Annotated in this window: 22 protein-coding genes; 13 read left to right on the top strand and 9 right to left on the bottom strand. The window is 68.2% G+C overall.

Annotated features, from left to right (window positions below):
• The first annotated feature begins 14 nt into the window (after positions 1-14).
• Entirely contained in the window at positions 15-815 is an 801-nt protein-coding gene (locus J7500_RS09480; RefSeq protein ID WP_294061465.1) for a class III extradiol ring-cleavage dioxygenase, read from the top strand.
• A 140-nt stretch (positions 816-955) separates the two neighbouring features.
• On the opposite strand, the gene J7500_RS09485 is transcribed toward J7500_RS09480, so the two are convergent.
• Positions 956-1,723 carry a class II aldolase/adducin family protein gene (locus tag J7500_RS09485; RefSeq protein WP_294061466.1) on the bottom strand — a complete coding sequence of 256 codons (768 nt, stop codon included), beginning with the start codon at positions 1,721-1,723 and terminating at the stop codon, positions 956-958.
• 179 nt (positions 1,724-1,902) lie between these two features.
• Between J7500_RS09485 and J7500_RS09490 the strand changes: the two genes are divergently transcribed.
• From J7500_RS09490 to J7500_RS09530, 9 genes are all read left to right on the top strand, one after another.
• Positions 1,903-3,429: an acyl-CoA carboxylase subunit beta gene (locus tag J7500_RS09490; RefSeq protein WP_294061467.1), complete on the top strand. Its 1,527-nt coding sequence runs from the start codon at positions 1,903-1,905 to the stop codon at positions 3,427-3,429.
• Positions 3,430-3,577: 148 nt separating this feature from the next.
• Positions 3,578-3,811 (top strand): hypothetical protein, encoded by a 234-nt coding sequence (locus tag J7500_RS09495; RefSeq protein ID WP_294061468.1) that lies wholly within the window; start codon positions 3,578-3,580, stop codon positions 3,809-3,811.
• The gene (gene mce / locus J7500_RS09500) at positions 3,808-4,233 is read left to right on the top strand and encodes a methylmalonyl-CoA epimerase (RefSeq protein ID WP_294061469.1); all 426 of its coding nucleotides are present in this window, start codon (positions 3,808-3,810) and stop codon (positions 4,231-4,233) included. The genes J7500_RS09495 and mce overlap by 4 nt, the downstream gene beginning before the upstream one ends.
• Positions 4,223-4,648 carry an NUDIX domain-containing protein gene (locus J7500_RS09505; protein ID WP_294061470.1) on the top strand — a complete coding sequence of 142 codons (426 nt, stop codon included), beginning with the start codon at positions 4,223-4,225 and terminating at the stop codon, positions 4,646-4,648. Before mce ends, J7500_RS09505 begins: the two co-directional genes overlap by 11 nt.
• Positions 4,645-5,430 carry an enoyl-CoA hydratase-related protein gene (locus J7500_RS09510; RefSeq protein ID WP_294061471.1) on the top strand — a complete coding sequence of 262 codons (786 nt, stop codon included), beginning with the start codon at positions 4,645-4,647 and terminating at the stop codon, positions 5,428-5,430. Before J7500_RS09505 ends, J7500_RS09510 begins: the two co-directional genes overlap by 4 nt.
• Before the next feature lie 105 nt (positions 5,431-5,535).
• The gene (scpA, locus tag J7500_RS09515) at positions 5,536-7,668 is read left to right on the top strand and encodes a methylmalonyl-CoA mutase (protein ID WP_294061472.1); all 2,133 of its coding nucleotides are present in this window, start codon (positions 5,536-5,538) and stop codon (positions 7,666-7,668) included.
• Positions 7,665-8,015, top strand: a complete 351-nt coding sequence (locus tag J7500_RS09520; protein ID WP_294061473.1) for a hypothetical protein — start codon at positions 7,665-7,667, stop codon at positions 8,013-8,015. The genes scpA and J7500_RS09520 overlap by 4 nt, the downstream gene beginning before the upstream one ends.
• Complete coding sequence (gene bioB, locus J7500_RS09525; RefSeq protein WP_294061474.1) at positions 8,012-9,004, top strand: biotin synthase BioB; 993 nt, start codon at positions 8,012-8,014, stop codon at positions 9,002-9,004. Before J7500_RS09520 ends, bioB begins: the two co-directional genes overlap by 4 nt.
• A gap of 397 nt (positions 9,005-9,401) precedes the next feature.
• Entirely contained in the window at positions 9,402-11,438 is a 2,037-nt protein-coding gene (locus J7500_RS09530; protein ID WP_294061475.1) for an acetyl/propionyl/methylcrotonyl-CoA carboxylase subunit alpha, read from the top strand.
• Positions 11,439-11,456: 18 nt separating this feature from the next.
• Here J7500_RS09530 and J7500_RS09535 read toward each other — a convergent pair whose 3' ends face one another.
• Positions 11,457-11,621, bottom strand: coding sequence for a hypothetical protein (locus tag J7500_RS09535; protein ID WP_294061476.1), 165 nt, complete (start codon positions 11,619-11,621; stop codon positions 11,457-11,459).
• Between the two features lie 147 nt (positions 11,622-11,768).
• Here J7500_RS09535 and J7500_RS09540 point away from each other — a divergent pair, with 147 nt between their 5' ends.
• Positions 11,769-13,451 (top strand): MFS transporter, encoded by a 1,683-nt coding sequence (locus tag J7500_RS09540; protein WP_294061477.1) that lies wholly within the window; start codon positions 11,769-11,771, stop codon positions 13,449-13,451.
• A gap of 176 nt (positions 13,452-13,627) precedes the next feature.
• Here J7500_RS09540 and J7500_RS09545 read toward each other — a convergent pair whose 3' ends face one another.
• Entirely contained in the window at positions 13,628-15,892 is a 2,265-nt protein-coding gene (locus tag J7500_RS09545) for a TonB-dependent receptor (protein ID WP_294061478.1), read from the bottom strand.
• 70 nt (positions 15,893-15,962) lie between these two features.
• Between J7500_RS09545 and J7500_RS09550 the strand changes: the two genes are divergently transcribed.
• Positions 15,963-17,015: a phytase gene (locus J7500_RS09550; RefSeq protein WP_294061479.1), complete on the top strand. Its 1,053-nt coding sequence runs from the start codon at positions 15,963-15,965 to the stop codon at positions 17,013-17,015.
• A gap of 18 nt (positions 17,016-17,033) precedes the next feature.
• Here J7500_RS09550 and chrA read toward each other — a convergent pair whose 3' ends face one another.
• The 4 genes from chrA to J7500_RS09570 all read right to left on the bottom strand — a co-directional run bounded on the left by chrA (position 17,034) and on the right by J7500_RS09570 (position 21,805).
• Complete coding sequence (gene chrA / locus J7500_RS09555; RefSeq protein WP_294061480.1) at positions 17,034-18,440, bottom strand: chromate efflux transporter; 1,407 nt, start codon at positions 18,438-18,440, stop codon at positions 17,034-17,036.
• Positions 18,437-19,258, bottom strand: a complete 822-nt coding sequence (locus J7500_RS09560; protein ID WP_294061481.1) for a sulfurtransferase/chromate resistance protein — start codon at positions 19,256-19,258, stop codon at positions 18,437-18,439. The genes chrA and J7500_RS09560 overlap by 4 nt, the downstream gene beginning before the upstream one ends.
• 114 nt (positions 19,259-19,372) lie before the next feature.
• Positions 19,373-21,346: a TonB-dependent receptor gene (locus J7500_RS09565; RefSeq protein ID WP_294061482.1), complete on the bottom strand. Its 1,974-nt coding sequence runs from the start codon at positions 21,344-21,346 to the stop codon at positions 19,373-19,375.
• 51 nt (positions 21,347-21,397) lie between these two features.
• On the bottom strand, positions 21,398-21,805 hold the full coding sequence (locus J7500_RS09570; RefSeq protein WP_294061483.1) for a hypothetical protein: 408 nt from the start codon (positions 21,803-21,805) through the stop codon (positions 21,398-21,400).
• A 103-nt stretch (positions 21,806-21,908) separates the two neighbouring features.
• Between J7500_RS09570 and J7500_RS09575 the strand changes: the two genes are divergently transcribed.
• Positions 21,909-22,847: a hypothetical protein gene (locus J7500_RS09575; protein ID WP_294061484.1), complete on the top strand. Its 939-nt coding sequence runs from the start codon at positions 21,909-21,911 to the stop codon at positions 22,845-22,847.
• Here the strand turns inward: J7500_RS09575 and J7500_RS09580 are convergent.
• Both J7500_RS09580 and gyrA read right to left on the bottom strand, forming a co-directional pair.
• Positions 22,837-23,184: a DUF952 domain-containing protein gene (locus J7500_RS09580; protein WP_294061485.1), complete on the bottom strand. Its 348-nt coding sequence runs from the start codon at positions 23,182-23,184 to the stop codon at positions 22,837-22,839. The genes J7500_RS09575 and J7500_RS09580 overlap by 11 nt on opposite strands.
• A gap of 176 nt (positions 23,185-23,360) precedes the next feature.
• A complete protein-coding gene (gyrA, locus tag J7500_RS09585) occupies positions 23,361-26,120 on the bottom strand; it encodes a DNA gyrase subunit A (protein WP_294061486.1) in 2,760 nt (919 codons plus the stop codon).
• Positions 26,121-26,229: the final 109 nt, after the last annotated feature.

Consider the following 26,229-nt stretch of genomic DNA (forward strand, 5'->3'; position numbering starts at 1 on the left):
ACGACATCGCTGAGATGACACTTCCCACACTCTTCATCCCGCACGGCGGCGGACCCTGCTTCTTCATGGACCCTGATGGCGGGCCGCCCGACCCGATGTGGCGGCCGATGCAGGCCTATCTCGCCGGGTTGATCGACAGCCTGCCCGAGCGGCCCACGGCGATCCTGCTCGTCTCGGGGCATTGGGAGGAGGACCAGGTCACCGTCCATGCGGGCGACGGCCAGCCCTTGCTGTTCGACTATTACGGCTTCCCCGAGCACACTTATCGCCTGCGGTGGGATGCGCCCGGCGCGCCCGAGGTGGCGATGCGGGCCAAGGCGCTGCTCGAAGGGGCCGGTTTTCCGGTCGGCGTCGAGCGGGCGCGGGGCTGGGATCACGGCGTGTTCATTCCGATGAAAGTGGCCGTGCCGGGCGCGGACATTCCGCTGGCGCAGCTCTCGCTCCGCAAGGACCTCGATCCCGCCGCGCATGTCGCGATCGGCCGGGCGCTCGCGTCGCTGAGGGACGAGGGGGTGCTGATCGTCGGATCGGGCATGAGCTTCCACAATCTGCGCGCGCGTGGGCCTCAGGTCACGCCGGTGGCGGACGAATGGGACGCGGCGCTGATCGACGCGGTGACCGATCCCGATCCGGCGCGCCGGGCCGCGCGTGTCGCGGCGTGGGACCAGCTGCCCCACGCCCGCTTCGCCCATCCGCGCGAGGAGCATCTGCTGCCGCTGATGGTCGCGCTCGGGGCCGGCGGGGACGGCCCGGTGGTCGCGGATTACCGCGACCATGTGATGGGCTGGGGCGTGAGCGGATTTAAGTTCGGCTAGCAACTCCCGCTCCCTTTGGGAGCGGGAAGGAGCCCGCTCTGCGGAGCCGAGTGGGAAGGGTGAGAGCAGCTACCGTTCCGAGCCTGCCCTCACCCTTCCGCGCCTTCGGCGCTCCCTCCCTCTTCCAACGGGAGAGGGGTTCAGTCCCGCCAGCTCCGGTCCACGCGGTCGACCAGTCTCACCATCGCGGCGAAGTCCGCGGCGCCGGGGCCGCCCGGCACCTGCGCCATGTGGAGGTCGCGCTGGTGGACCGCGACGACTTCGTCCGGCACCACCAGCGGCTCGCCCATCGATGCCGTCGCGACCTGGATCTCGCAGGCGCGCTGGAGCGACCAGTGCTTGATGAACGCCTCGGGGATGGTGCGGCCCATCACCAGGATGCCGTGGTTGCGCAGCAGCATCACGCGCTTGTCGCCGAGGTTGGCGAGCAGCCGCTCGCCTTCCTCGTCGCGCACCGTCACGCCCTCGAAGTCGTGATAGGCGATCTGGCCGGCGAAACTGCACGCATAGAAGTTGGTCGGCCGCAGCCCGCCCTCGACGCTCGCGACTGCCATGCCCGCCGTGGTGTGGGTGTGCGCGATGCAATGCGCGTCGGGCAGATGGCGGTGGAACAGCGCGTGCTGGACGAAGCCGGCGCGATTGACCCCATAGGGGCTCTCGGACAGCTTGTTGCCGTCGATGTCGATCTTGACGAGGTTCGAGGCGCAGACCTCGCTGAAATGCAGCCCGAAGGGGTTGATCAGGAAGGCGTTGTCCTCGCCCGGCACCTTCACCGTGATGTGGTTGTAGATCATCTCGGACCAGCCGAGATGATCGAAGACGCGGTAGCAGGCGGCGAGCTGCTGGCGCGCCTCCCATTCGGCGTCGCTGACGCCCAGCTTGTTGCCGGGCTGGAGCGCGGTGGCCATCGATCCTCTCCTTATGTCGTCGCGCGATTATGCATGCCGTCCCGGCAGGCGGCAACCGCGCGGTGCCTTCGGCGGCGGTCCCTCTCCCCGAGCGATCTCGGGGGAGGAATGGCGCGCAATAATGTTGCGCCGGGCCCCCAACTCTGGTTGATGGCAACCGGAGAGGAGAGGCGGACCCGATGTCGTCCACGATCGAGGAACTGGAGCGTCGCCGTGCGGCCGCGCGGGCAGGCGGCGGCCAGAAGCGCATCGACGCGCAGCACGCCAAGGGCAAGCTGACTGCGCGCGAGCGAGTCGAGGTGCTGCTCGACGAGGGATCGTTCGAGGAGCTCGACATGTATGTCGAGCACAATTGCGTCGACTTCGGCATGGAGGCGCAGGTGATCCCCGGCGACGGGGTGGTCACCGGCAGCGGCACGATCAACGGCCGGCTCGTCTTCGTCTTCAGCCAGGACTTCACCGTCTTCGGCGGCTCGCTCTCGGAGCGGCACGCGCAGAAGATCTGCAAGATCATCGACATGGCGATGAAGGTCGGCGCTCCGGTGATCGGACTCAACGACAGCGGCGGCGCGCGCATCCAGGAGGGCGTGGCATCGCTCGGCGGCTATGCCGAGGTGTTCCAGCGCAACGTGCTGGCGTCGGGCGTGGTGCCGCAGCTCTCGCTCATCATGGGCCCCTGCGCGGGCGGCGCGGTCTATTCGCCGGCGATGACCGACTTCATCTTCATGGTGAAGGACTCGTCCTACATGTTCGTCACCGGCCCGGACGTGGTGAAGACGGTCACCAACGAAATCGTGACGCAGGAAGAGCTCGGCGGGGCGGTGACGCACACCAGCAAGTCCGGCGTCGCCGACGTCGCCTTCGACAACGACATCGAGGCGCTGCTCGCGGCGCGCGACTTCATCGACTTCCTGCCCGCCTCGAACCGCGAGAGCGTGCCCGAGCGGCCGTGCGAGGACCCGTGGGACCGCGTCGAGGACAGCCTCGACAGCCTGATCCCACCCTCCGCCAACCAGCCCTACGACATGCACGAGCTGATCCGGAAGGTGGTCGACGAAGGCGACTTCTTCGAGCTCCAGCCGAGCCATGCCGGCAACATCATCATCGGCTTCGGCCGGGTGGAGGGGCGCACCGTGGGCGTGGTCGCCAACCAGCCGATGGTGCTGGCCGGCGTGCTCGACATCAATTCGTCCAAGAAGGCGGCGCGCTTCGTGCGCTTCTGCGACGCGTTCGAGATCCCGATCCTGACCTTCGTCGATGTGCCGGGCTTCCTGCCGGGCGTGGGGCAGGAGCACAGCGGCATCATCAAGCACGGCGCCAAGCTGCTCTTCGCCTATGCCGAGGCGACCGTGCCCAAGATCACCGTGATCACCCGGAAAGCCTATGGCGGCGCCTATGACGTCATGGCGTCGAAGCATCTGCGGGGCGACCTGAACTATGCCTGGCCGACCGCCGAGATCGCGGTGATGGGCGCCAAGGGCGCAGTGGAGATCATCTTCCGGGGTAAGACGCCCGAGGAGATCGCCGAGCGCACCGCCGAGTATGAGGCGCGCTTCGCCAACCCGTTCGTGGCGGCGAGCAAGGGGTTCGTCGACGAAGTGATCATGCCGCACTCGACGCGGCGACGATTGGCGCTGGGACTGCGGAAGCTGCGGAACAAGCAGCTCGAGAACCCGTGGAAGAAGCATGACAATATTCCGCTCTAAGTTCCCCTCCCGCTTGCGGGAGGGGCTAGGGGAGGGGGTGTGCCCTCCTTCGGAGCTTCTCGCTTGTGGTCAGCCCCTCCCCCGACCCCTCCCGCAAGCGGGAGGGGAGCGCAGATGAACCGTGGAAGAGGCTTGGCGATGTGCCGCTATGACTAAGGGCGTTGTTGTCGCTTTGGTCTTGGCTCTGCTGATCGTGGCCGGCGGCTATATGAGCTGGCGCGGTATTTCCCGCGAAGAGTTTCGGATGGTGGGGCGCTCGGGTTGGCATCGCCTTTCGCGTTACACATTCCACTGGTGGTATGCTTCGGTCTTCAATGTCGCTTTCACTTTGGGGCTCTGCGCGGTGGCGATCACGATGATTTCACGCGGAGAATTTAGATGAAGCTCGGCCGCCTCAATCATGTCGGTGTCGCCACGCCTTCGATCGCTGACTCGATCGCCTTCTACCGCGAGGTGATGGGCGCGGAGGTGATCCGCGAGCCCTTCGACTTGCCCGCGCAGGGGGTGAAGGTGTGCTTCGTCGATACGCCCAACAGCCAGATCGAGCTGATCGAGCCGCTCGGCGAAGCCTCGCCGATCCACGGCTTCCTGGCCAAGAACCCGGCGGGCGGGCAGCATCATCTCTGCTACGAAGTCCCCGACATCCACGAAGCCAAGGCCTGGTTCGAGGCCAAGGGGTGCAAGGTGCTCGGCGAGCCGCGGATCGGCGCGCACGGCACGCCGATCTTCTTCGTCCACCCGCGCGATATGGGCGGGGTGCTGACTGAGATCATGGAAACGCAGAAGGGCGACCATGACCATTGAGCCAGACCCGATCCGGCTGGCGACCGCGCTGATCCTCGACGGCGAGGGGCGCACGCTCATGGTCCGCAAACGCGGTGCCGAGGCACTCATCCAGCCCGGCGGCAAGATCGAACCCGACGAGACCGCGGTCCAGGCGGTGGTGCGCGAGATCGGCGAGGAACTCGGCTGCACGGTGATCAGCGCCGAGCCGCTCGGGCGCTTCACCGCGCCCGCCGCGCACCAGCCCGGCCGGCATGTCGAATCCGAGCTGTTCCGCGTCGAAATCGCCGGTGAGCCTGCAGCCGGGGAGGAGATCGAGGCGTTGTTCTGGCTGACGGCCGACGAAGCCGAGGCGGCGCTGATCGCACCGCTTTCCCGCAACCATGTGCTGCCGCTGGTCAAGGCCGCGGCGCGCCGAGCCAAGGACGCTGCATGAGCGGCTTCGATCATATCCTCACCCATCGGCGCGGCGACGTGCTGGCGATCACGCTCAACCGGCCCGACCGGCTCAATGCCGCGCCGCCGGCGATGTTCGACGAGATCCGCTCGGCAATCGATACGCTGGACGGCGCGCGCGCGGTGCTGCTGCTCGGGGCGGGCAAGGCCTTCTGCTCGGGCGCCGACGTGGCGAGCGGGGCGCTCTCGGCCGGCGATCCGGGTGCTGCGACGCATGCCGCGCTCACCGAGCATTACCACCCGACGCTGGAGGCGATCGCCGAGCTGCCCGTGCCGGTGGTCAGCGCCGTACGCGGCCCCGCGGCGGGGATCGGCTGCAGCCTGGCGCTGGCGGCGGACTTCTGCGTGGCGGCGAACACCGCCTATTTCCTCCAGGCCTTCGTCAACATCGGGCTGGTGCCTGACGGCGGCGCGAGCTGGATGCTGCCGCGGCTGATCGGCCGCCACCGCGCGCTCGAGATGATGATGCTCGGCGAGCGCGTCCCCGCCGACAAGGCGCGCGATTGGGGCATGGTCCACCAGGTGGTGCACGAGGACGTGCTGGAGGACGAGGCCGGCCGCCTCGCCCAGCGTCTGGCCGCGGGTCCCACGGTGGCGCTGGGCATGATCCGCCGCCAGCTCCACGGCGCGCTGGGCTCGAGCTATGCCGAGGCAATGGCGCGCGAGGCGGAGAACCAGCGCACGGCGCGTGGGACGCAGGATTCGATGGAGGGCGGGATGGCCTTCCTCCAGAAGCGCAAGCCGGAGTTCAAGGGGCAGTGACCGTTCGTAGTCGTCGTGCTCCTGCGAAAGCAGGAGCCCAGGGTAACAGGGGGTGTCGCTTGCGGCCCTGGGCTCCTGCTTTCGCAGGAGCACTGGATATGGCGCATGGCTGATAAACCCACCCTCGAAGACTGGGCAAAGCTCGCCGCCAAGGAAGTGCGCGACGCCGACCTGACCTGGCACACGCCCGAAGGCATCGCGGTCAAGCCACTGTACACGCAGGAAGATGCCGGCGACCCTGGCCTCCCCGGTTTCGCGCCGTTCACCCGCGGCGTGAAGGCGACCATGTACGCCGGCCGCCCCTGGACGATCCGCCAGTACGCCGGCTTCTCGACCGCCGAGGAATCGAACGCCTTCTATCGCCGCAACCTCGCCGCCGGGCAGAAAGGGCTCAGCGTCGCCTTCGATCTCGCCACGCACCGCGGCTATGACAGCGATCACCCGCGCGTGGTGGGCGACGTCGGCAAGGCGGGGGTCGCGATCGATACGCTCGCCGACATGCAGATCCTGTTCGACGGCATCCCGCTCGGCGAGATGAGCGTCAGCATGACGATGAACGGCGCGGTGCTGCCGTGCCTGGCCTTCTACATCGTCGCGGCGGAAGAGCAGGGCGTTTCGCAGGACCAGCTCACCGGGACCATCCAGAACGACATCCTCAAGGAGTTCATGGTCCGCAACACCTATATCTACCCGCCCGAGCCGAGCATGCGGATCGTGGCGGACATCATCGCCTATACCGCCGAGCACATGCCGCGGTTCAACTCGATCTCGATCTCGGGCTATCACATGCACGAGGCGGGGGCGACGGCGGTGCAGGAGCTGGCCTTCACGCTGGCGGACGGCATGGCCTATGTCCGCGCAGCGCAGAAGCGCGGGCTCAATATCGACGATTTCGCAGGACGTTTGTCGTTCTTCTTCGGAATCGGAATGAACTTCTTCATGGAGGTGGCGAAGCTCCGCGCGGCGCGCACTTTGTGGAGCCGGATCATCGCGGGGTTCGGCGGCAATGCGCGCAGCCAGATGCTGCGGACGCACTGCCAGACCTCGGGCGTGTCGCTCCAGGAGCAGGACCCGTACAACAACGTCGTCCGCACCACGATCGAGGCGATGGCGGCGACCTTCGGCGGCACGCAGAGCCTCCACACCAACAGCCTCGACGAGGCGGTGGCGCTGCCCACCGACTTCTCGGCCCGGATCGCGCGCAATACTCAGCTCATCCTGCAGGAAGAGACGGGGATGACGCATGTCGTCGATCCGCTGGGCGGCTCCTATTATGTCGAGGCCCTTACCAGAGAGCTGGCGGACAGGGCCTGGACGCTGATCGAGGAAGTCGAGGCGGCCGGCGGCATGACCCATGCGGTCGAGAAGGGCATCCCCAAGGAGCATATCGAGCGCGCCGCCGCCGCGCGGCAGGCACGCGTCGATCGCGGCGAGGACGTGATCGTCGGGGTGAACAAATATCGCCTCGCCGCCGAGGAGCCGATCGACATCCTCGACATCGACAATGAACGGGTGCGCGCCGACCAGATCCGCCGGATCGAGAAGACGCGCGCCGAGCGCGATGCCGCGAGGGCCGAAGCGGCGCTCGACGCCCTGCGCGACGGCGCGAAGGCCAGCGGGAACCTGCTGGCGCTCTGCGTCGAGGCGGCGCGGGCGCGCTGCACGCTGGGCGAGATGAGCCAGGCGATGGAGGATGTGTTCGGGCGTCATGGCGTCGCGGTCACGCCGATCCGCGGAGTCTATGGCCCCGCGCATGCGGCGGATGCAGGCTGGCTGCAGGCGGAAGAGGGCGTCGCCGCCTTCGAGCGCCGGATCGGCCGCAAGCCCCGCGTGCTCGTCGCCAAGATGGGACAGGACGGGCACGATCGCGGCGCGAATGTCGTCGCCAGTGCCTTTGCCGACCTGGGGTTCGAAGTGATCTCGGGCCCGCTGTTCCAGACTCCCGCCGAGACCTGCGCGCTGGCGCTCGAGGAAGAAGTCGACGTGGTCGGCGCGTCGAGCCTCGCGGCGGGGCACAAGACGCTGATCCCGGAGCTGGTGCGTGCCCTGAAGGACGCCGGACGGGCGGACATCAAGGTGGTGGCGGGTGGCGTCATCCCGCCGCAGGACTATGAGTATCTGCGCGAGCATGGCGTGCAGGCGATCTTCGGCCCGGGGACCAATCTGGTGAATGCCGCCGCGGAAGTGCTACGGCTGCTGGGGCACAATCTGCCGCCGATGGGGGAAGCCGCTGAATGAGCGAAATCGCCGAAGACGAGGCCGTCGAAGCAGGGGCGGACAGCACGACTCTGCTTTACGACTATTTCAAGCATCTGACCTCGCTGTGCGTCCTGTCGCTCGGCGGCGTGCTGGCGCTGGTCCCCAATGCCAGGGACCTGAAACCCGGGCTGATCATGGGAGTGCTCGCGGTCATCGGTTTTGCGGCGCTGCTCTCCTTCGGCGGCACCTCGGAGATCGTGCGTGCGGGCTTCCTGCGGAGCCGGATGCACAAGAGCGTCAATTCCTGCCGCGTCGCGGCGCCCGTGCTGCTGTCCCTCGGGATCGGCATGTTCGTCTATCTTTTTGCCCGGACCCTGCAATCATGACCCGTACCGACTGGACCCGCGACGAAATCGCCGCGCTGTTCGACCTGCCCTTCACCGAGCTCGTCTTCCGCGCCGCCGAGGTACACCGCGCGCACCACGCGCCGAATGAAGTGCAGCTCTCCACGCTGCTTTCGATCAAGACCGGCGGATGCCCCGAGGATTGCGCCTATTGCAGCCAGTCCGCCTCGGCCGAGACGGGGCTGAAGGCAACGAAGCTGATGGACGTGCGCGCAGTGCTACAGGCGGCGGCGCAGGCCAAGGACAACGGCTCCTCGCGCTTCTGCATGGGCGCGGCGTGGCGCAACCCCAAGGACCGCGACATGGACGCCATCGTCGAGATGGTCCGCGGCGTGCGCGGCATGGGGCTGGAGACCTGCATGACGCTGGGCATGCTGACCGCAGATCAGGCGGCGCGGCTCAAGGAGGCGGGGCTAGACTATTACAACCACAATATCGACACTTCGCCGGAGAATTACGCCAACGTCATCTCGACGCGCAGCTTCGAGGACCGGCTGGAGACGCTCGACCATGTGCGTGAGGCGGGCATCAACGTCTGCTGCGGCGGGATCGTCGGCATGGGCGAGACACGCGCCGACCGCGTGGGCTTCGTCCATGCGCTAGCCACCCTGCCGCGGCACCCGGAGAGCGTGCCGGTCAACGCGCTGGTGCCGGTGAAGGGCACCGTGCTCGGGGACATGCTCGCCGACACGCCGCTGGCGAAGATCGACGACATCGAGTTCGTGCGCACCGTGGCCGTGGCGCGCATCACCATGCCCACGAGCATGGTGCGGCTATCGGCCGGCCGCGAGAGCATGAGCGATGCGACCCAGGCGCTATGCTTCCTCGCGGGCGCCAATTCGATCTTCACCGGCGACAAGCTGCTCACCACCGGCAATGCCGGCGACGACAAGGACGCGGGGCTGTTCGCTCGGCTAGGGCTGACGGCGATGCAGGCCGAGGTGAAGGCTGAGCTCGAGGCGGCGGAGTGAGGTCGACCGCTGGCCGACTGTCGCTATTGGCGGTTGCCGCCTTGGCCGTCGCGATTCCGCTTGGCGGTGCCCAAGCCTGTACGATTATCTGGAATGAGCAAGACGCCGTTCGCCGGAGCGATGCGATAGTTTGGGGAACCTATGTGCCGGGCACGACGCCGGGCGCCGGAACCATCGAAGTAATTCGTCGGCGGAAGTGGCCCAAGGACCGGAAGAAATGGCCTAGGGAAAAGACGCTATCGATCTCCTGGGATGCAAGCTGGGTGGATGACGGAGCCAACTGTCCCGTCTGGCAGCCCAACTCGCAATATCCCCGCGGAAGGTTTTTTCTCCGAAAGGGTGCCGATGGGGCCTTCACCGTCGATGCTCAAACACCCGTCAAACGGGCGAAGCGCTGATGTTTAAGAAGATCCTGGTCGCCAATCGCGGCGAGATCGCGTGCCGGGTGATGCGCACCGCCAAGAAGATGGGGATCGCGACCGTTGCAGTCTATTCGGATGCCGATGCGCGCGCGCCGCATGTGCGGATGGCCGATGAGGCGGTGCGGCTCGGGCCGGCACCTGCGGCCGAGAGCTATCTCAAGGCCGAGCTGATCCTGCTTGCCGCGAAGGAGACCGGCGCCGACGCGATCCACCCGGGCTATGGTTTCCTTTCCGAGCGCGAGAGCTTCGCCAAGGCGTGCGCCGAGGCAGGGATCGCCTTTGTCGGGCCGCCGCCGGAGGCGATCGCGGCGATGGGCGACAAGATCGAGTCCAAGAAGCTCGCCAAGGCGGCCGGCGTGAACGTCGTCCCCGGTTTCGTCGGCGAGATCGTGGACACAGAACATGCAGTGAAGATCGCGTCCGAGATCGGCTATCCGGTGATGATGAAGGCCTCGGCCGGTGGCGGGGGCAAGGGCATGCGGCTCGCGTACAGCGAGCAGGATGTGCGCGAGGGCTTCGAGGCGACCAAGCGCGAGGGGCTGGCGAGCTTCGGCGACGACCGCGTCTTCATCGAGAAATTCATCGAGCAGCCGCGCCACATCGAGATCCAGGTGCTCGGCGACCAGCACGGCAACATCGTCTATCTCGGCGAGCGCGAATGCTCGATCCAGCGCCGCCACCAGAAGGTGGTCGAGGAGGCGCCGTCGCCCTTCGTCACGCCCGAGATGCGGCGGCGGATGGGCGAGCAGGCCGTCGCGCTGGCGCGGGCGGTGGGATACTACAGCGCCGGCACGGTCGAGCTGATCGTCTCGGGTGCCGACACGAGCGGCGAGGGCTTCTACTTCCTCGAGATGAACACCCGGCTCCAGGTCGAGCATCCGGTGACCGAGGAAGTCACCGGGCTCGACCTCGTCGAGCAGATGATCCGCGTGGCGGCGGGCGAGAAGCTCGCCTTCGGCCAGGACGATGTGAAGCTCACCGGCTGGGCGATCGAGAACAGGGTGTACGCCGAGGACCCGTATCGCGGCTTCCTGCCGAGCACGGGGCGGCTGGTGCGCTACATGCCGCCTTCTTCGTCCCCCTCCCGCTTGCGCGAGGGGTTAGGGGGAGCAGGAGGGGAGTCTGTGGTCCGAGTCGACGACGGCGTGTCCGAGGGCTCCGAAATCTCGATGTTCTACGATCCCATGATCGCCAAGCTGGTCACCTGGGCACCCACGCGCGAGGCGGCCGCCGACGCGCAGGTGGCGGCGCTCGACCGCTTCCGCATCGACGGCATCGGGCACAATATCGACTTCCTCTCCGCCATCATGCAGCACCCGCGCTTCCGGCAGGGCGCGCTGACCACGGGCTTCATCGCCGAGGAATATCCCGAAGGCTTCCACGGCGCGCCGGCCACGCCTGAGCTCCAGCGCAAGCTCGCGGCCGTGGCGGCGGTGGTCGATCTCGAGCGGCAGCGCCGCGCCTCGGCGATCTCGGGCCAGCTCAACGGCCCGGTCGAGGGCACGCCCGAGCGCGTCGTGACGATCGACGGCGAGCGGTTCGCGCTCTCGGTCGAGCGCCACGCCGGCGGGCAGATCGTCCTCGGCGCGGGCGAGCCGATGGAATTGGTCGGACGCTGGCGCCCGGGCGAGCCGCTGTTCGCCGCGCGGATCGACGACGTGCCGCTGACCGTGGGCGTCGAACGCAAGGGCTCGACCTGGCGCCTCACGGCGCACGGCGCGACGCACAAGGTGGAGGTGCTGCCCCCGCACATCGCGCAGTACCGGCACCACATGATCGAGAAGGTGCCGCCGGACCTCTCCAAGTTCCTGCTCGCGCCGATGCCGGGGCTGCTCACCCAGCTTCATGTCGCGCCGGGCGACAAGGTCGAGGCCGGCCAGCCGCTCGCGGTGGTCGAGGCGATGAAGATGGAGAACATCCTGCGCGCCGAACGCGCGGGCACGGTCAAGGCGGCCAACTTCGCGGCGGGCGACAGCCTGGCGGTGGACGCGGCGATCCTCGAGTTCGAGTAACGCCCGCCCGGGCGGGGATCAGTTCCTGAAGATCGGCGGCAGCGGCCAGCCGCCTGGGCCCCATTGGCGCAGATTGCCGCGCAGGCGGTCGGCCTCGGCCGAAAGCGCCTGGGCCTCCGCCAGGGTGCGGGCCTCGCGCGCGCGCGCTTCGAGGCGTTCGATTTGTTGGCGCATCCGGTCCATGGAGGAATAACCCCCGGCACCTCGCTTTGTTCGGCCCTTTCGCGCCCGCGCCACGCCTTTTCTCGCGCGGGGCTTGGCGCGCGCGGCTTTCCCGGAGATAGTCGCGCCAAAGGGCGGCGCGACCGCTTGCGGAGAGGGGAGCAACCAATGGCCACGACGGCGGGCGACGTGCCCAGGCACCATCAGGCAACGCAGAGCGAGAAGCTGGTGATCACCGCTTCGTCGCTGGGCACGGTCTTCGAATGGTATGATTTCTACCTCTACGGCCTGCTGGCGACGATCATCACCTCGCAATTCTTCTCGGGCGTGAACGAAACGACCGGCTTCATCTTCGCGCTCGCGGCCTTCGCGGCGGGCTTTGCGGTACGGCCGTTCGGCGCGCTGGTGTTCGGCCGGATCGGCGACCTCGTCGGGCGCAAGAACACCTTCCTGGTGACCATGGGCATCATGGGCCTCTCGACCTTCGTCGTCGGGCTGCTGCCGAGCTATGCCTCGATCGGCGTCGCCGCGCCGGTGCTGCTCGTTCTGCTGCGGCTGCTGCAGGGGCTGGCGCTGGGCGGCGAATATGGTGGCGCCGCGACCTATGTCGCCGAGCATGCGCCCAACGATCGGCGCGGCTTCTACACGAGCTGGATCCAGACCACCGCGACGCTGGGGCTGTTCGCGGCGCTGCTCGTGGTGATCGGCGTGCGCACTTTGGTGGGCGAGGCGGCGTTCGCGTCCTGGGGCTGGCGCGTGCCCTTCCTCGTCTCGATCCTGCTGCTCGGCGTGTCGATGTGGATCCGCCTCCAGCTTTCCGAAAGCCCGGTCTTCCAGAAGATGAAGGAGGAGGGGAAGACCTCCAAGGCGCCGCTGACCGAGGCGTTCGGCCAATGGAGCAACCTTCGCGTGGTGATCCTCGCGCTGCTCGGCGCGGTCGCGGGGCAGGCGGTGGTCTGGTACACGGGGCAGTTCTACGCGCTGTTCTTCCTCGAGAAGATGCTCAAGGTCGACGGCGCGACCACCAACATCCTGATTGCCATCGCGCTGGCGCTCGCCACGCCCTTCTTCGTCTTCTTCGGCTGGCTGTCGGACCGGATCGGGCGCAAGCCGATCATCCTCGCGGGCTGTCTGCTTGCGGCGGTGACCTATTTCCCGCTGTTCAACGCGCTGACCCATGCCGCCAATCCGGCGCTGGCTGAGGCGCGCGAGCGGGCGCCGGTGGTGCTCGCGCCCTTCCAGACGCACTGCTCGTTCCAGTTCGATCCGATCGGCAAGCAGAGCTTCGACACCACGCCGTGCGACGTCGCCAAGGCCTGGCTCGCCAAGGCGGGCGTGCCCTATCGCGTCGTGCCGGACGAATGGAGCGACCGCGTGCCCGATACGCTGATGATGCGCGTCGGCGACAGGGTCATCGTCCCGCCCACCACCGAGGCGCTTCGCGATCCGACGGGGCGCAAGCCGGTGATCGCGGCGTTTCAGAAGGAGCTGCAGGCGGCGCTCAGCGAAGCCGGCTATCCAGCCAAGGCCGATCCGGCTGCGATCAACAAGCCGCTGGTCGTCGCGGTCCTGTTCGTGCTCGTGCTCTATGTGACGATGGTCTACGGGCCGATCGCCGCGCTGCTGGTCGAGCTCTTCCCGACGCGGATCCGCTACACCTCGATGTCGCTGCCCTATCACATCGGCAACGGCTGGTTCGGCGGCTTCCTGCCCACCGTGGCCTTCGCGATGGTCGCGGCGACGGGGGATATCTATTACGGCCTCTGGTACCCGATCATCGTCGCGCTGCTGACGCTGGGAGTGGGGCTGTTCTTCCTGCCCGAGACCTTCCGCCGCAATATCGACGGGTGAGGCGTGAACCATTTTCCCCTCCCTGCAAGGGAGGGGATCAAGGGGTGGGTTCAGCAGCGGGCGAGGCTCGATGCCTCGGCCGGTGCTTCATCGCCGCGGCATGAATCTCTTGAGCGCGCAGACGCGCGCACCCACCCCTAGCCCCTCCCTGCAAGCAGGGAGGGGTGTTTCGCCGATCAGAACGCCGCGCGCAGCGTGAACTGGACCAGCGGGCCCGAATGCTCGCGCTCGATCTCATATTCGTCGAGGTCGCCGTTGGCGCGCGCCTCGAGGAAGCTCTCGATCGAATCGCCGCCGTCGTACTTGCGGAAATCCTCGTACTTCACGCGGTCGAGCAGGTTCTGCGCCGAGATGCGGAAGACGAAGTTCTTGCCGAAGCGCTTCTCGATGAACGCCTCGAGGTCCGGATCGTAGCGGAGGTAGACTTCCTCGTCATAGTTGAACTCGCGCGCCCCGCTGCGGCCCGAGATCGTCGCGCCGAAGCTTAGGTCGGCAGGGCGGACGTTGTGGATGAAGCCAAGGTTGTAGACATGGTGCGGCTGGTTGTTGAACCGGCGCTTCTCGCCCGTGAACGGGTCGGCCGTCTCGCTGTCGAGATAGGTGTAGTTGGCGAAGATGCCGGTGTCCGGCAGGCCAAGGAAGGTCAGCGGCGCCGACAGGTCGAACTCCACGCCCCAGGTCCTGCCGTCGCCGACGTTCTGCGGGCGGAAGTCCTGGCCCGCGCCATTGTCGGCGAAGGGCACCAGCTCGATCAGGTCGGTGATGTCGCGATAGAAGAAATTGACGCCCGCGATGCCGCTGTGGCCGATGCGGTGCTCGTAACCGACGTCGACGCCCCAGGCGCGCTGGTTGCGCAGATTGGGGTTGCCGGTGGTGGTGTCGTCGTCCTCCGGCGTCTCGTCATATTCGACCGGCGAGAGCAGGTCATAGTCGGGGCGGCGCACCGTGCGCGCGACCGAGGCGCGGAACTGGCCGTCGGCAGTCGGCGCCCAGCGGATGCTCAGCGAGGGATTGAGCAGCTTGTCGTCATACGATCCCGATTCGGTCGTCGCGGTCACCTTGCGGTCGACGATCTCGTAGCGCGCGCCGCCGTCGATCGTCAGCGGACCGGCCTCGTAGGTGAGGCGGAAGTAGGGCGAGTAGCGGTTCTCGCGGATGCGGAAAGTGTCGGTGACGAAGTCGCCGTCGTTGAGGCCGTTGCGCGTCTTGAACAGGAAGTCCGAGCCGAACTTGAGCTTGAGCGCGTCGCCGCCCACCTGGCCGAAGACGGTGGCGCTGAACTCGTCGTCCTTGATGTGGAGCGACTCCTCCTCGTCGAGCTCGACGTCGGTCAGATCGTCTTCGTTGTCGCCTTCGAAGGTGGTGGTGTTGGTGTTCTCGCGATACTGGTTCCAGCCGCTGGCTAGGCCGAGTTCGAAGCCGCCCAGCGGGATCCGCGCGTCGCTGGTGATCGCATAGGTCTGCTGGCTGATCCGCTCCTGCTGGATTTCGACGCCGTCGAAATCGAGATCGGCGCCGTCGAGCGTGACCGACTGCTCGTCCTCGTCACGATCGGTGTCGACGAAGAAGCCGTTGAGGCGCAGGCGGCCGCCGTCGCCGATCTCGGTCGTGATCTCGGCGCTGCCCGAAAGGTCGGTGCCGTCGCGGATATCGCTCTGCGCCTCGAAATTGTTGAATTCGGGGTCGGTCACATAGTTGCTGGTGGCGGCGTCGCGCGGGAAGCGCTCGTCGTCGGTGACCGGGGTGTCGTCGAAGCGATAGGAGACCTTCTGCTTCGGATTGCGGCGCTGCTGATAGTTGAGCGCCATCCAGTAATCGGTGCGGTCGCCGATCTTGCCGGCATAGGCCGCGGCGGCCGAGGGGCGGAACACGCCGTCGCGGGTGTTGAGCAGCGCGCCGGCCTTGAGGAAGCCGCCTTCGAACGAGGCCGCTTCCTTGGTGACCACGTTGAGCGTGCCGGCGATGCCGTCGCTGGGCTGGTCCGGACGCGGCGCGCGGACGATCTCGATCCGCTCGACCAGCTCTGCGGGCAAGCGATCGACGAAGAAGCTGCCGTCGGCCTCGCCGCCGGGCGCGCGGCGGCCGTTGATCAGCACGTTGGTGAAGCCGCCGGGAAGGCCGCGGAACTGTACCTGATCATATTCGAGCACGTCGGACGTGAAGGTGGCGCCGGGCACGCGCTTGAGCATCTCGCCGACCGACACCGGCTCGAACTTCTGGAAATATTCCAGGTCGTAGCTCAGCACCGGGTTGGGATCCGAGGTGCGGTTGCGGAAGGCGATCTCGCCATTGACGATGATGTCGCTCGCGCGCTGCTCGGCCTGGCCGGCGGTGTCAGCGGCGGGCTGGGTGCCGTCGGTCTGGGCGGAAGCCGCCGCAGGTACGAGGCAGGTCGCTAGCGCAGCCATCGCCGCGCCGCCCAACAGGCGTGAAACGTTCATGTCATAATCCCCTTGCAACCGGAACCGGTCGGCTCCCGCTCACAGGGGTCTCAACAGGATGGACATGAAAATGCGGCGGCGCTTCGGAGTCATTTCGGTTACGGTTTCTTTGCTGTTGTGCGGCTGTGCCGGGACGGCGCAGCTCGGCGGCGTGACTTCGGCGCCCACCGTCGAGGTTCCCGCGGCGGGCGAGACCGTGCCGGTGGCGACGCAGCTCGCCGACGCCGCGGACGATCCCGCGATCTGGACCGGCGCGAACGGCGTGAATTTCGCGGGGAAGCAGCTTCCCGGCATCATCCTGGGCACCGACAAGAAGGCCGGGCTCTATGTCTTCGGGCTCGACGGCCAGTCGCTCCAGTTCCTGCCGGACGGGCTGCTCAACAATGTCGACCTGCGCGCACAGGGCGCCGGGTTCGTCGCAGGTGCGTCCGATCGCGGACGGATGGGCGTCGCGCTCTACCGCTTCACCGGAGAGGGCGAGCTCAAGCCCGCGGGCTTCGTCAAGTCGGACGTCGCCGAACCCTATGGCTTCTGCATGGGGCGGATCGACGGCACGCTCGTCGCGGTGCTGATCGGCAAGGACGGGCAGGTCCGCGAATATGCGCTGACCGACGACGGCACGACGATCACCGGTACCGAGCGCAAGCGGTTCGCAGTCGGATCGCAGGCCGAAGGCTGCACGATCGACGATGCCACCGCGACGCTGTTCCTCGGCGAGGAAGTGAAGGGCGTATGGCGCTATTCGCTGCGCGGCGAGCCGGGCACGCGCACGCTGATGGCAGGCGTCGGCGACGGGCGGCTGGTCGCCGATGTCGAAGGCATGACGCTGCTGCGCGACGGCGGCCAGACCTTCCTGATCGTCTCGAGCCAGGGCGACAGCGCCTTCTCGGTGTGGGACGTGAGCGGGCCGGCAGGCCGCGAACGCTACATCGGCCGCTTCCGAGTGGCGGCGGCGAACGGCGTCGACGGCGTGAGTGGCACCGACGGCGTCGATGCCTGGTCGGGTCCGATCGGGCCGTTCTCGCGCGGGCTGGTCGTGATGCAGGACGACGTCAACGAAGGCGGCGCGCAGAACTTCAAGCTGGTCGACTGGGCGACGGTCCGCGCCAGGCTGAACCTTTGAGGCTGGACCTGGGGCTGGTCATCCGATCAGCCCCAGCAGGTGCAGCGCCACGCCCGCGGCCGCAGTCGCCGCCAGCGTGACGATCACGCCCGCGCGCAGCACGAAGATCGCGCCGATCGCGCCTGCCGCGAGCAGCAACGCCCAGGGATCGAGGCTGGCGAACACCGGCACGTCGAAATCCAGCGGACCCGCGTGGAACCGGGCGGTCTGGCGGAACAGCGTGTGGAGCGCGAACCAGATCGCGAGGTTGAGCACCACGCCGACCACCGCGGCGGTGATCGCCGAGAGCGCGCCGGCCACCGCGGGGTTGCCACGCAGCCGCTCGATGAAGGGGGCGCCCAGGAAGATCCACAGGAAGCAGGGCACGAAGGTGACCCAGGTCGCGAGCAGCCCGCCCAGCGTGCCCGCGAGCAGCGGCGGCAGCGCGCCGGACTTGCGATAGGCGCCGAGGAAGCCGACGAACTGGAGCACCATGATCAGCGGCCCCGGCGTGGTCTCGGCCATGCCCAGCCCATCGAGCATCTCGGGCGCAGTCAGCCAGCCGCGCGCCTCGACTGCCTGCTGGGCGACATAGGCGAGTACCGCATAGGCGCCGCCGAAGGTCACCACCGCGAGCGTCGAGAAGAAGGTGGCGATGCTGGTGAACACGTTCGTGGGCCCGAGCAGCAGCAGGAGCGCCGCGACCGGGACCAGCCACAGCGCCAACCAGACAAGCGCGGTTCGCAGCGTCTCGCGCCAGCCGGGGCGGGCGTGGTCGGGGAGCTCCTCGCCGAGCAGCGTGTCGGCGTCCTCGACCACGGCGCCCTTGGCGGTGGGGCCGTGCCCGCCGGCCCTGAACGCAGGATGGCCCGTGCGTCCGGCGGCCCAGCCGATCAGCCCCGCGCCGAGGACGATCAGCGGGAAGGGAACGCCGAGGAAGAAGATCAGCACGAACGCCGCAGCCGCGAGCAGCCGCGCCGCGGTGCTGCGCAGCGCCCGGCTGCCGATCCGCACCACGGCCTGGAGCACAACGGCCAGCACCGCGGCCTTCAGTCCGAAGAACAGCGCCGAGACGAAGCCGACCTTGCCATAGAGGACATAGACCCAGCTCAACGCCATGATCGAGACGAGGCCGGGCAGCACGAACAGCGCGCCGGCGACGATCCCGCCCTTCGTCTTGTGCATCAGCCAGCCGATATAGGTGGCGAGCTGCTGCGCCTCGGGGCCCGGCAGCAGCATGCAATAGTTGAGCGCGTGGAGGAACCGGTGCTCGCCGATCCAGCGCTTCTCCTCGACCAGGATGCGGTGCATCACCGCGATCTGTCCGGCAGGCCCGCCGAACGAGAGCGCGGCGATGCGCAGCCAGACCCAGAAGGCCTGGCCGAGTGTGACGGGGGCCGGGCGCGCGGGAGCGGCCGCGGCGGAGTCGAGCGCGACGCTGCTCATGCCCGCACCGCCCGCGGCTGGTGCGCCGTCCAGTCGTGCGTCTCGGCGCGCGCGTCGCGGCACCAGCGATAGAGCGCGTCGTAGATCAGCATGCCCGCTTCGAGCTGATCGAGATCGTCCGAATGGATGCGCGAGAGGCCGAGCGACACGGCGAGCAGCCCCGCCGCCTCGGGTACGATGTCCGGCCGCGCGGTGTCGGCGCCGCGCACGATCGTGGCGAGATGCGCCAGCGCCGGGATCGAGCCGAGCCCGAATTCCTCGACCATCAGGTCGAAGGTGCAGCGCTCGCCGCGATGGCTCCAGAACACCGCCTCGTCCGCCACGTCGAACGCAGCGGCGCCGAAGCGCTCGGCGGTCGCGAGCACGTCGGCGGGCGGGACGAACAGGAAGCGGGCGCGCGGATCGACGAAGCGGCGGATCAGCCAGGGGCAGGCGATCCGGTCGACCTTGGGCCGTGCCCGCGTGACCCAGAGCGTCCGGCCCTCGGCGTCGCGGCGCGGCAGCCGCGCGGTCGCGACCAGCGGATGCCCCGCCGCGCGCCATGCGGCGATCCCCCCTTCGAGTGCCTCGGCCTCCAGTCTTTCGCTGCGCAGCCATGCGGCCACGCCCTGCGCGCCGGTGTCGCCATCCTCGTCGACGACCACGACGGCACCGGCCAGCTCACACGCCCATTGCTCGACCGAGGCGGCGGGCAGGGCGATTGATCCAGGGATCAGCGCATCGCCCGGTTCGGCGCGGACGTCGACGATCGCAGGGGCTGCCGGTGTACCGACCAGGCGCAGGAGCTTGTCGGCGGCGATGCTGTTCAATGCGGGCACGATGCGTCCTTCTCAAAAGCACAGGACGCGATGCTTCGGCTTACGCCTCGTGGGGAGATCGCGTTCCCCATGAGGCGCAATTCGCCGCAAAGCGCGGACGATGTCAACCGGGCGTCAGAACGCCGCGCGCACCCCCGCGAAGACGCTCCGCCGCTCGACCGGATAGAAGATCGCGCTCGCCGGCGTAGCACTGACGACAGCGGAAATGTCGCCCGCCGCCTTGCGATCGGCAAGGTTGCGCGCGTCGGCGAAGACGGTCAGCCCCTTGCGCAGCGTCGCCTCGCCGCTCAGCCCGAGCAGCGCATAGCCGCCGGTCCGCAGGCTGTTGGCATAGTCCGCCCAGGCCCCACGCGGCACCCATTCGACATTGGGCGTGAGCTTCAGCCCCTCGCGCCCCAGCTCGATCGCGGCACGATAGCTATGCTCGGGCACCACCGGCAGCCGGTTGCTGCCGAACTGCACGTCGTCGCGGAAGCGGAAGTCGGAATATTGGTACACCTGCCGCAGCCGTGCCCAAGGCGCGAGCTCCAGATCGAGCCCCAGCTCGATCCCCTGGTGCCGCGTCCGCCCGGCGTTGAAGGTCGATACCGGAATGTCGTCGCGCACCGTATACTGGAGCAGCTCGCCGTCGAGGTCCGAGCGGTAGAGGCTCAGGTCGAAGCGCAGCGGCCCGATCCGCCCGCGCCCGCCGATCTCCGCGGTCCACGCCCGCTGCGCGTCGAGCGGCACGAAGTTCGCGAGCTGCGCCAGCTCGATGAAGCCGGGCAGCTCGTGGCTGCGGCTGTAGTTGGCGTAGAGCTGCACGTCCTTCACCGGCTCGTACAGCAGCCCGAGCTTGGGCGAGAGCTGGTCGAACTCGGCGCGACCTTCCGCGACGCTCGGGAAATAGCGCTCTTGCCGCCGCATCCCCGAGGTGTAGATTGCGCCGGCGATCAGCGTGAGCCCCTGCACCGGCCGCACCCGCGCCTCCGCATAGGTGTCGATCGTGCGCGCGGTCAGATCCGCGCCGAAGGTCCTGTCGCCCCGCTCGCCGTCGATGTTGCGGAAGCGCTTCGAATCGACCGTGCCGAACCGCGCGGTCACCCCCGCCGTGAGCCCGAAAGCGCCGAAATCCTGCTCAAGCCGCGCATAGCTGCCCCAGTCGGTCGACTTCTGGTCGGTGAACTCGAAGATCGGGTGGCGCAGTTGCTTGGCGTTGAGGAACAGCCCGACGTCGAGGCTGCCGCGCTCGATCTCGAAGCTGGTGCGGTTCTGGACGCGCAGCGAGTCGATGTCGCGGTGCTGGTCGCCCGCGAAGCTGCCGTTCTGCGGGCTGATGCGCACCGCGGCATAGGTGAGCGCGCCGGGAAGCTCCTGCTCGATGCTCTGCGCGGCGACATAGAAGCGTGTCTCCACGCCTTCGCTCAGCCGCAGCCCGACATTGCCGTTGAAACGCAGCGCCTTGCGCGCGCTATGATCGCGGTCCCCCGCGGAGGAGTCGGCCGCCACCGCCAGCCAGGCGTCGCCGCGCGCATCGGCATAGCCCGCGCTCGCCAGCGCGCGCAGCGTCTCGAAGCTGCCGCCGTCGATACGGACGCGGAAGCCGTTCGACGAGCGCCCCGTCGGCGTCACCCCGTTCACTGCCCCGCCCAGCGTCGAGGCGCCGAAGCGCAGCGCATTGGCGCCGCGGAACACTTCGAGGTGCTCGAGGAAGCTCGGGTCCAGCTCCTGGAAATCGCCATTGTCGTCGGCCAGGTTGATCGGCACGCCGTCCTGCAGCAGCGTCAGCCCGCGCATGTGATAGCCGCGGCTGATCCCCGAGCCGCGGATCGAGAGGCGCACTTCCTGCCCGAAGCGCGGCTGGGCATAGACCCCGGGCGAGAAGGCGAGCGCGTCGCGCAGCGACAGCGCGGCCTTGTCGTCGAAGTCCTCGGCCGAGACGACATCGGCGCCGCCGGGCGTCTCGCCGACGCGCTGGATGGCCTCCTCGACGCGCTGGCGCGCCGTGACGACGATTTCCTGCGTGTCGGGCGGAGTGTCCTCCGCGAGCGCGGGGAGGGCGGCAAGCATGAACGGCGCTCCGTAGAGCGCGCGAACGAGAGTACGCATTTCGAAATTCCTCACATGAACCGGGAACGCGCACGGGGGCGCGAAAAGAGATCAGGCGAGGTGCGGAGGACCGGTCGAAAGCGGAGGCGGGGCGGCAAGCCCGCGGCCGGGCAGGGCAGTCAACACCACCGGCGGCACCGGCTCGGGCCGGGCACGGGGGAGCGGCAGTTGCGGCTGTTCGGCGCTAGCGAGCGGCTGGGCGGCGGCGGCGAAGGCGCAGGGCTGGTCGGGCGCCTTGTGCACCGGATCGGGCTTGTCGCCCAGCGCCTTGGCGAGCAGCGCATGCGCCTCGGCGGGGGCGCCCATGCCGCTTTCGCTACACCAGTTGAGCGAGAGCCCCTGCGTGCCGAGCTGGGGCATCCAGCCCGCCGGCACCGCGACGCGGAACAGCAACGCGCAGGCGACGAGCAGCAGCGCAAGCCGCGTGCCTCCCCGTTGCTGGCGAACCGTTCCGGACATGCCTATGCCCTTGGCCCACCCGACACGGCCCGACAAGCCTGCACGTCTCTTGTGGACAATATGTCCATGTGTATTATTGTTATAACACACAAAAGAGATGCCGATGCTCCGAACCGCCGTTCTTCCCTTCCTGCTCCTTCTCGTTCCAGTCGCCGCCGAGGCGCAGGAGGCGCCCCGCAAGCAATGCGCCGGCCAGGCCTGCGTCGAGCTGATCGACCTCACGCCCAAGTTCCTGGCCTTCTGGGATGCCGCAAAGGCCGCGCCGCCCGCCGATGCCGAAGCGCGGTTCGCGCTGTGGAAGCAGCGCTACGGCTTCGCCGCGGTGCCGCCGGGTCCGCGCGGCGAGGCGCTGGCGCGGCAGCTGCTCGCGGGCGCCTGGGATCGCTACGACGCCGCGCTCCCGCGCATCCGCAGCGCTGCCGCGACCTGGCAGCCCGCGCCGCTCGACAGCCTGGCGGCGGTCGTGCGCGTGCTCGACTATTCGGGGGCGGTCGACGTGCGAGCGACCCTGTTCGTCGGCGGGTTCGAGGCGAACGCCTTCGCCTTCTCGATGGGCGGCACCTATTACGTCCACTTCCCGGTCGAAAGCGACGACGACCACGCGCTCGCCCAGGCGCACGAGTTCGCGCACGCCGTGCACGGCCGCGCGGCCGGGCTCGGCGGCGGCTGGGAGCGCTCGATCGCGCAGACGCTGCTGCAGGAGGGGCTGGCGATGCACGTCGCGCGCGAAGTCGCGCCCGGCAGGCCGGTCAGCGCCTATGTCTCGCACGCGCCCGGCTGGTGGGACTCCGTGCAGCCGCGCAAGGCCGCGGTCCTCGCCGACATCCGCCCGGTGCTCGAGGCGAAGGATGGCGCGACGGTGTGGAAATACACGATCGGCGAGGGCGGGGCGGGGGTTCGCCGCGAAGCCTATGCCGCAGGCTGGTGGGTGATCGAGCAACTGCGCGCCAACGGCATGACGCTGCCTCAGATCGCGCGCATCCCCGAAAGCGACATGGCGCGCGTCAGCCGCGAGGCGATCGACGCGCTGCTCAGCCGGTAACGGGGAGCCTTAGGCTGCCGTCGGGCTCGTAATGGAGCTCGCTGTAGGCCGTCACGGCGTCGAGCGGCAGCGGGCCATAGATGTGGGGGAAGAGCTGGCCGCCGCGCGAGGGCTCCCATTTGACCGTCTCGGCCAGCGCATCAAGATCGACCGCGGCCAGCCAGAGGCCCTCCTGACCGGCGAAATGCTTGTCGAGCGTTTCCTGGAGCTGGTCGGCGGTCGAGAGATGGATGAAGCCGTCGGCCAGGTCCACCGGCGCGCCGTTGAACACGCGGGCATGCTCGAGCTCGGACATCTGCTCGGCGGTGAGGACCTTGTAGGCAGTGGATTCGGGCATCAAACGCTCCGTGACTTCAGAGGAGATTACACCGTTCCGCCGCGGTTGTTCCTTCCGCCGTCACCCCCGCGAAAGCGGGGGCCCATCTCCGACACGCGCCGCCCGCAAAACGGTCGTTGGATTGTCTTGAGACGGCAGGAGATGGGCCCCCGCTTTCGCGGAGGTGACGGTTGGGATTATTCCCCGTCCGCCGGACCCGCGGCGAGATCCTCGCCCGTGTCGCCATCCGGCGTCGCGTCGCCAACCGTCGGGCCGTCCGCCAGGTTCACCTCGGCCTCGTCCTCGCTCTCCTCGATCCGCGCGGCCGAGACGACATGCTCGTTGTCGGCCACGTTGAACAGACGCACGCCCGCCGAGTTGCGGCCGATCACGCGCAGGTCGCCCAGCGACATGCGGATCATCTTGGCCTGGTCGGTGACCAGCATCAGCTGGTGGCCCTTGCTCGCAGGGAAGCTCGCCACCACCGGGCCGTTGCGGCCGATGTTGTCGATGTTGGTGATCCCCTGGCCGCCACGGCCGGTGCGGCGATACTCGTACGACGACGAGAGCTTGCCATAGCCGTTGGCGCAGACGGTGAGGATGAACTGCTCGCGTTCCTTGAGCTCCTCATAGCGCGCATCGTCCATCAGGCGCGGCGCGCGATCGGCGTCCTCGCCCTTCCAGGGGGCGTGGCGGAGATAGTCCTCGCGCTCCTCCTGGTCGCGGATGCCCGCGCGGTGGAGGATCGAGAGCGAGATGACTTCGTCGCCCTCGGCCAGCCGCATGCCGCGCACGCCGGTGGAATTGCGGCTCTGGAACTCGCGGACGTCGTCGCCGGGGAAGCGGATCGCCTTGCCCTGACGCGTCGCGAGCAGCACGTCGTCCTGCTCGTCGAGCAGCGCGACGCCGATCAGCCGGTCGTCGGCATCCTCGCCTTCGAACTTCATCGCGATCTTGCCGTTCGAGGGCACGTTGGTGAACGCGTCCATCGAGTTGCGGCGCACGCTGCCCTTGGCGGTGGCGAACATGACGTGGAGCTTGCCCCACTCATTCTCGTCCTCGGGGAGCGGCAGCACGGTCGAGATCGTCTCGCCCGCCGCGAGCGGCAGGATGTTGACCATCGGCCGTCCGCGCGTGGCCGGGCCGCCCTCGGGCAGCTTCCAGACCTTCATGCGATAGACCTTGCCGAGCGTCGAGAAGAACAGCACCGGCGTGTGCGTCGATGTGACGAACAGCTCGGTGACGGCATCCTCTTCCTTGGTCGCCATGCCGGCGCGGCCCTTGCCGCCGCGGTTCTGCGCGCGGAAGCTGTCGAGGCTGGTGCGCTTGATATAGCCCTGGACCGTGACGGTCACGACCATGTCCTCGCGCTCGATCAGGTCCTCGTCCTCGATGCCGTCGGCGGCCGGAGCGATCTCGGTGCGGCGCGGCGTGGCATAGAGGGTGCGGACCGTGGTCAGCTCCTCGCGCATCACTTCGTAGAGCTTGGCGCGGTTGCCGAGGATCTCGAGCAGCTCGGCGATCGAATCGGCCAGCTGCTTGAGCTCGTCGCCGATCTCGTCGCGGCCGAGCGCGGTCAGGCGGTGGAGGCGCAGGTCGAGGATCGCGCGGACCTGGACTTCGCTCAGCCGATAGATGTCGCCGGTGACTTCGGTTTCGACCGCTTCGACCAGCTTGATGTACTGGGCGATCTCCGCGATCGGCCATTCGCGCGCGAGCAGCTTGTCGCGGGCGTCGGCCGGGCTCGACGAGCCGCGGATGATCTTCACCACTTCGTCGAGGTTGGTGACGGCGATCACCAGGCCGAGCAAGATGTGCGCGCGCTCGCGGGCCTTGGCGAGCTCGAACTTCGAGCGCCGGGTGATGACCTCTTCGCGGAACTTGACGAACGCCTCGATGATGTCGCGCAGGTTGAGCAGCTCGGGCCGGCCGCCGCGGATCGCGAGCATGTTGGCCGGGAAGCTCGACTGCGCTGGCGTGTTCCGCCAGATCTGGTTGAGCACCACTTCGGGCGTGGCGTCGCGCTTCAGGTCGATGACGATGCGCACGCCTTCGCGCGACGATTCGTCACGGATGTCGCTGACGCCCTCGACGCGCTTTTCCTTCGCCGCCTCGGCGATCTTCTCGACGAGCGCGTTCTTGCCCTGCTGATAGGGGATTTCGGTGAGCACGATCGAGCGGCGCTCGCCGCGCTGCTCGAAGCTGTGGCGCGAGCGGACGATGATCGAGCCGCGGCCGGTCTGGTACGCGTTGCGGCAGCCGGTGCGGCCGAGGATCATCGCGCCGGTCGGGAAGTCCGGCCCCGGCACGATCTCCATCAGCTCCTCGATCGAGATGCCGCCATTCTCGATGTACGCCAGGCAGGCGTCGATCACTTCGCCCAGGTTGTGCGGCGGGATGTTGGTCGCCATGCCGACCGCGATGCCGCCGGCGCCGTTGACCAGCAGGTTCGGGAAGCGGGCGGGGAGGACCGAGGGCTCGCTTTCCGAGCCGTCGTAATTGTCCTGGAAGTCGACCGTGTCCTTCTCGATGTCGTCGAGCAGGGCAGAGGCCACGCGGGCGAGTCGCGCTTCGGTGTAGCGCATCGCCGCGGGCGGATCGGGGTCCATCGAGCCGAAGTTGCCCTGGCCGTCGATCAGCGGCACGCGCATCGCCCAGTCCTGGGCCATGCGGGCCATCGCGTCGTAGATCGAGCTGTCGCCGTGCGGGTGGTATTTGCCCATCACGTCGCCGACGAGGCGGGCCGACTTGCGATACGCGCGACCCGCCACATAGCCGCCTTCCTGCGCGGCATAGAGGATGCGGCGGTGGACCGGCTTCAGGCCGTCCCGGACGTCGGGCAGCGCGCGCGCCACGATCACGCTCATCGCGTAATCGAGGTACGAGGTCTTCATCTCGTCGACGATCGAGATGGGGGTAATGTCGGAGGGGTCGGCGAGCAGCGTCTCGTCGGTCAAGTTATGATGCTTTCGGAATGAATCTAGTCGTGCAATGGCTCTAGCGAGCCCGATGCATCCTGCCAACCCCGCGCGCCCGCGCGTACGCGTACGCGAGGGGAGGCGGCAG

The organism is Sphingomonas sp. (assembly GCF_017744835.1).
Taxonomy (GTDB): domain Bacteria; phylum Pseudomonadota; class Alphaproteobacteria; order Sphingomonadales; family Sphingomonadaceae; genus Sphingomonas.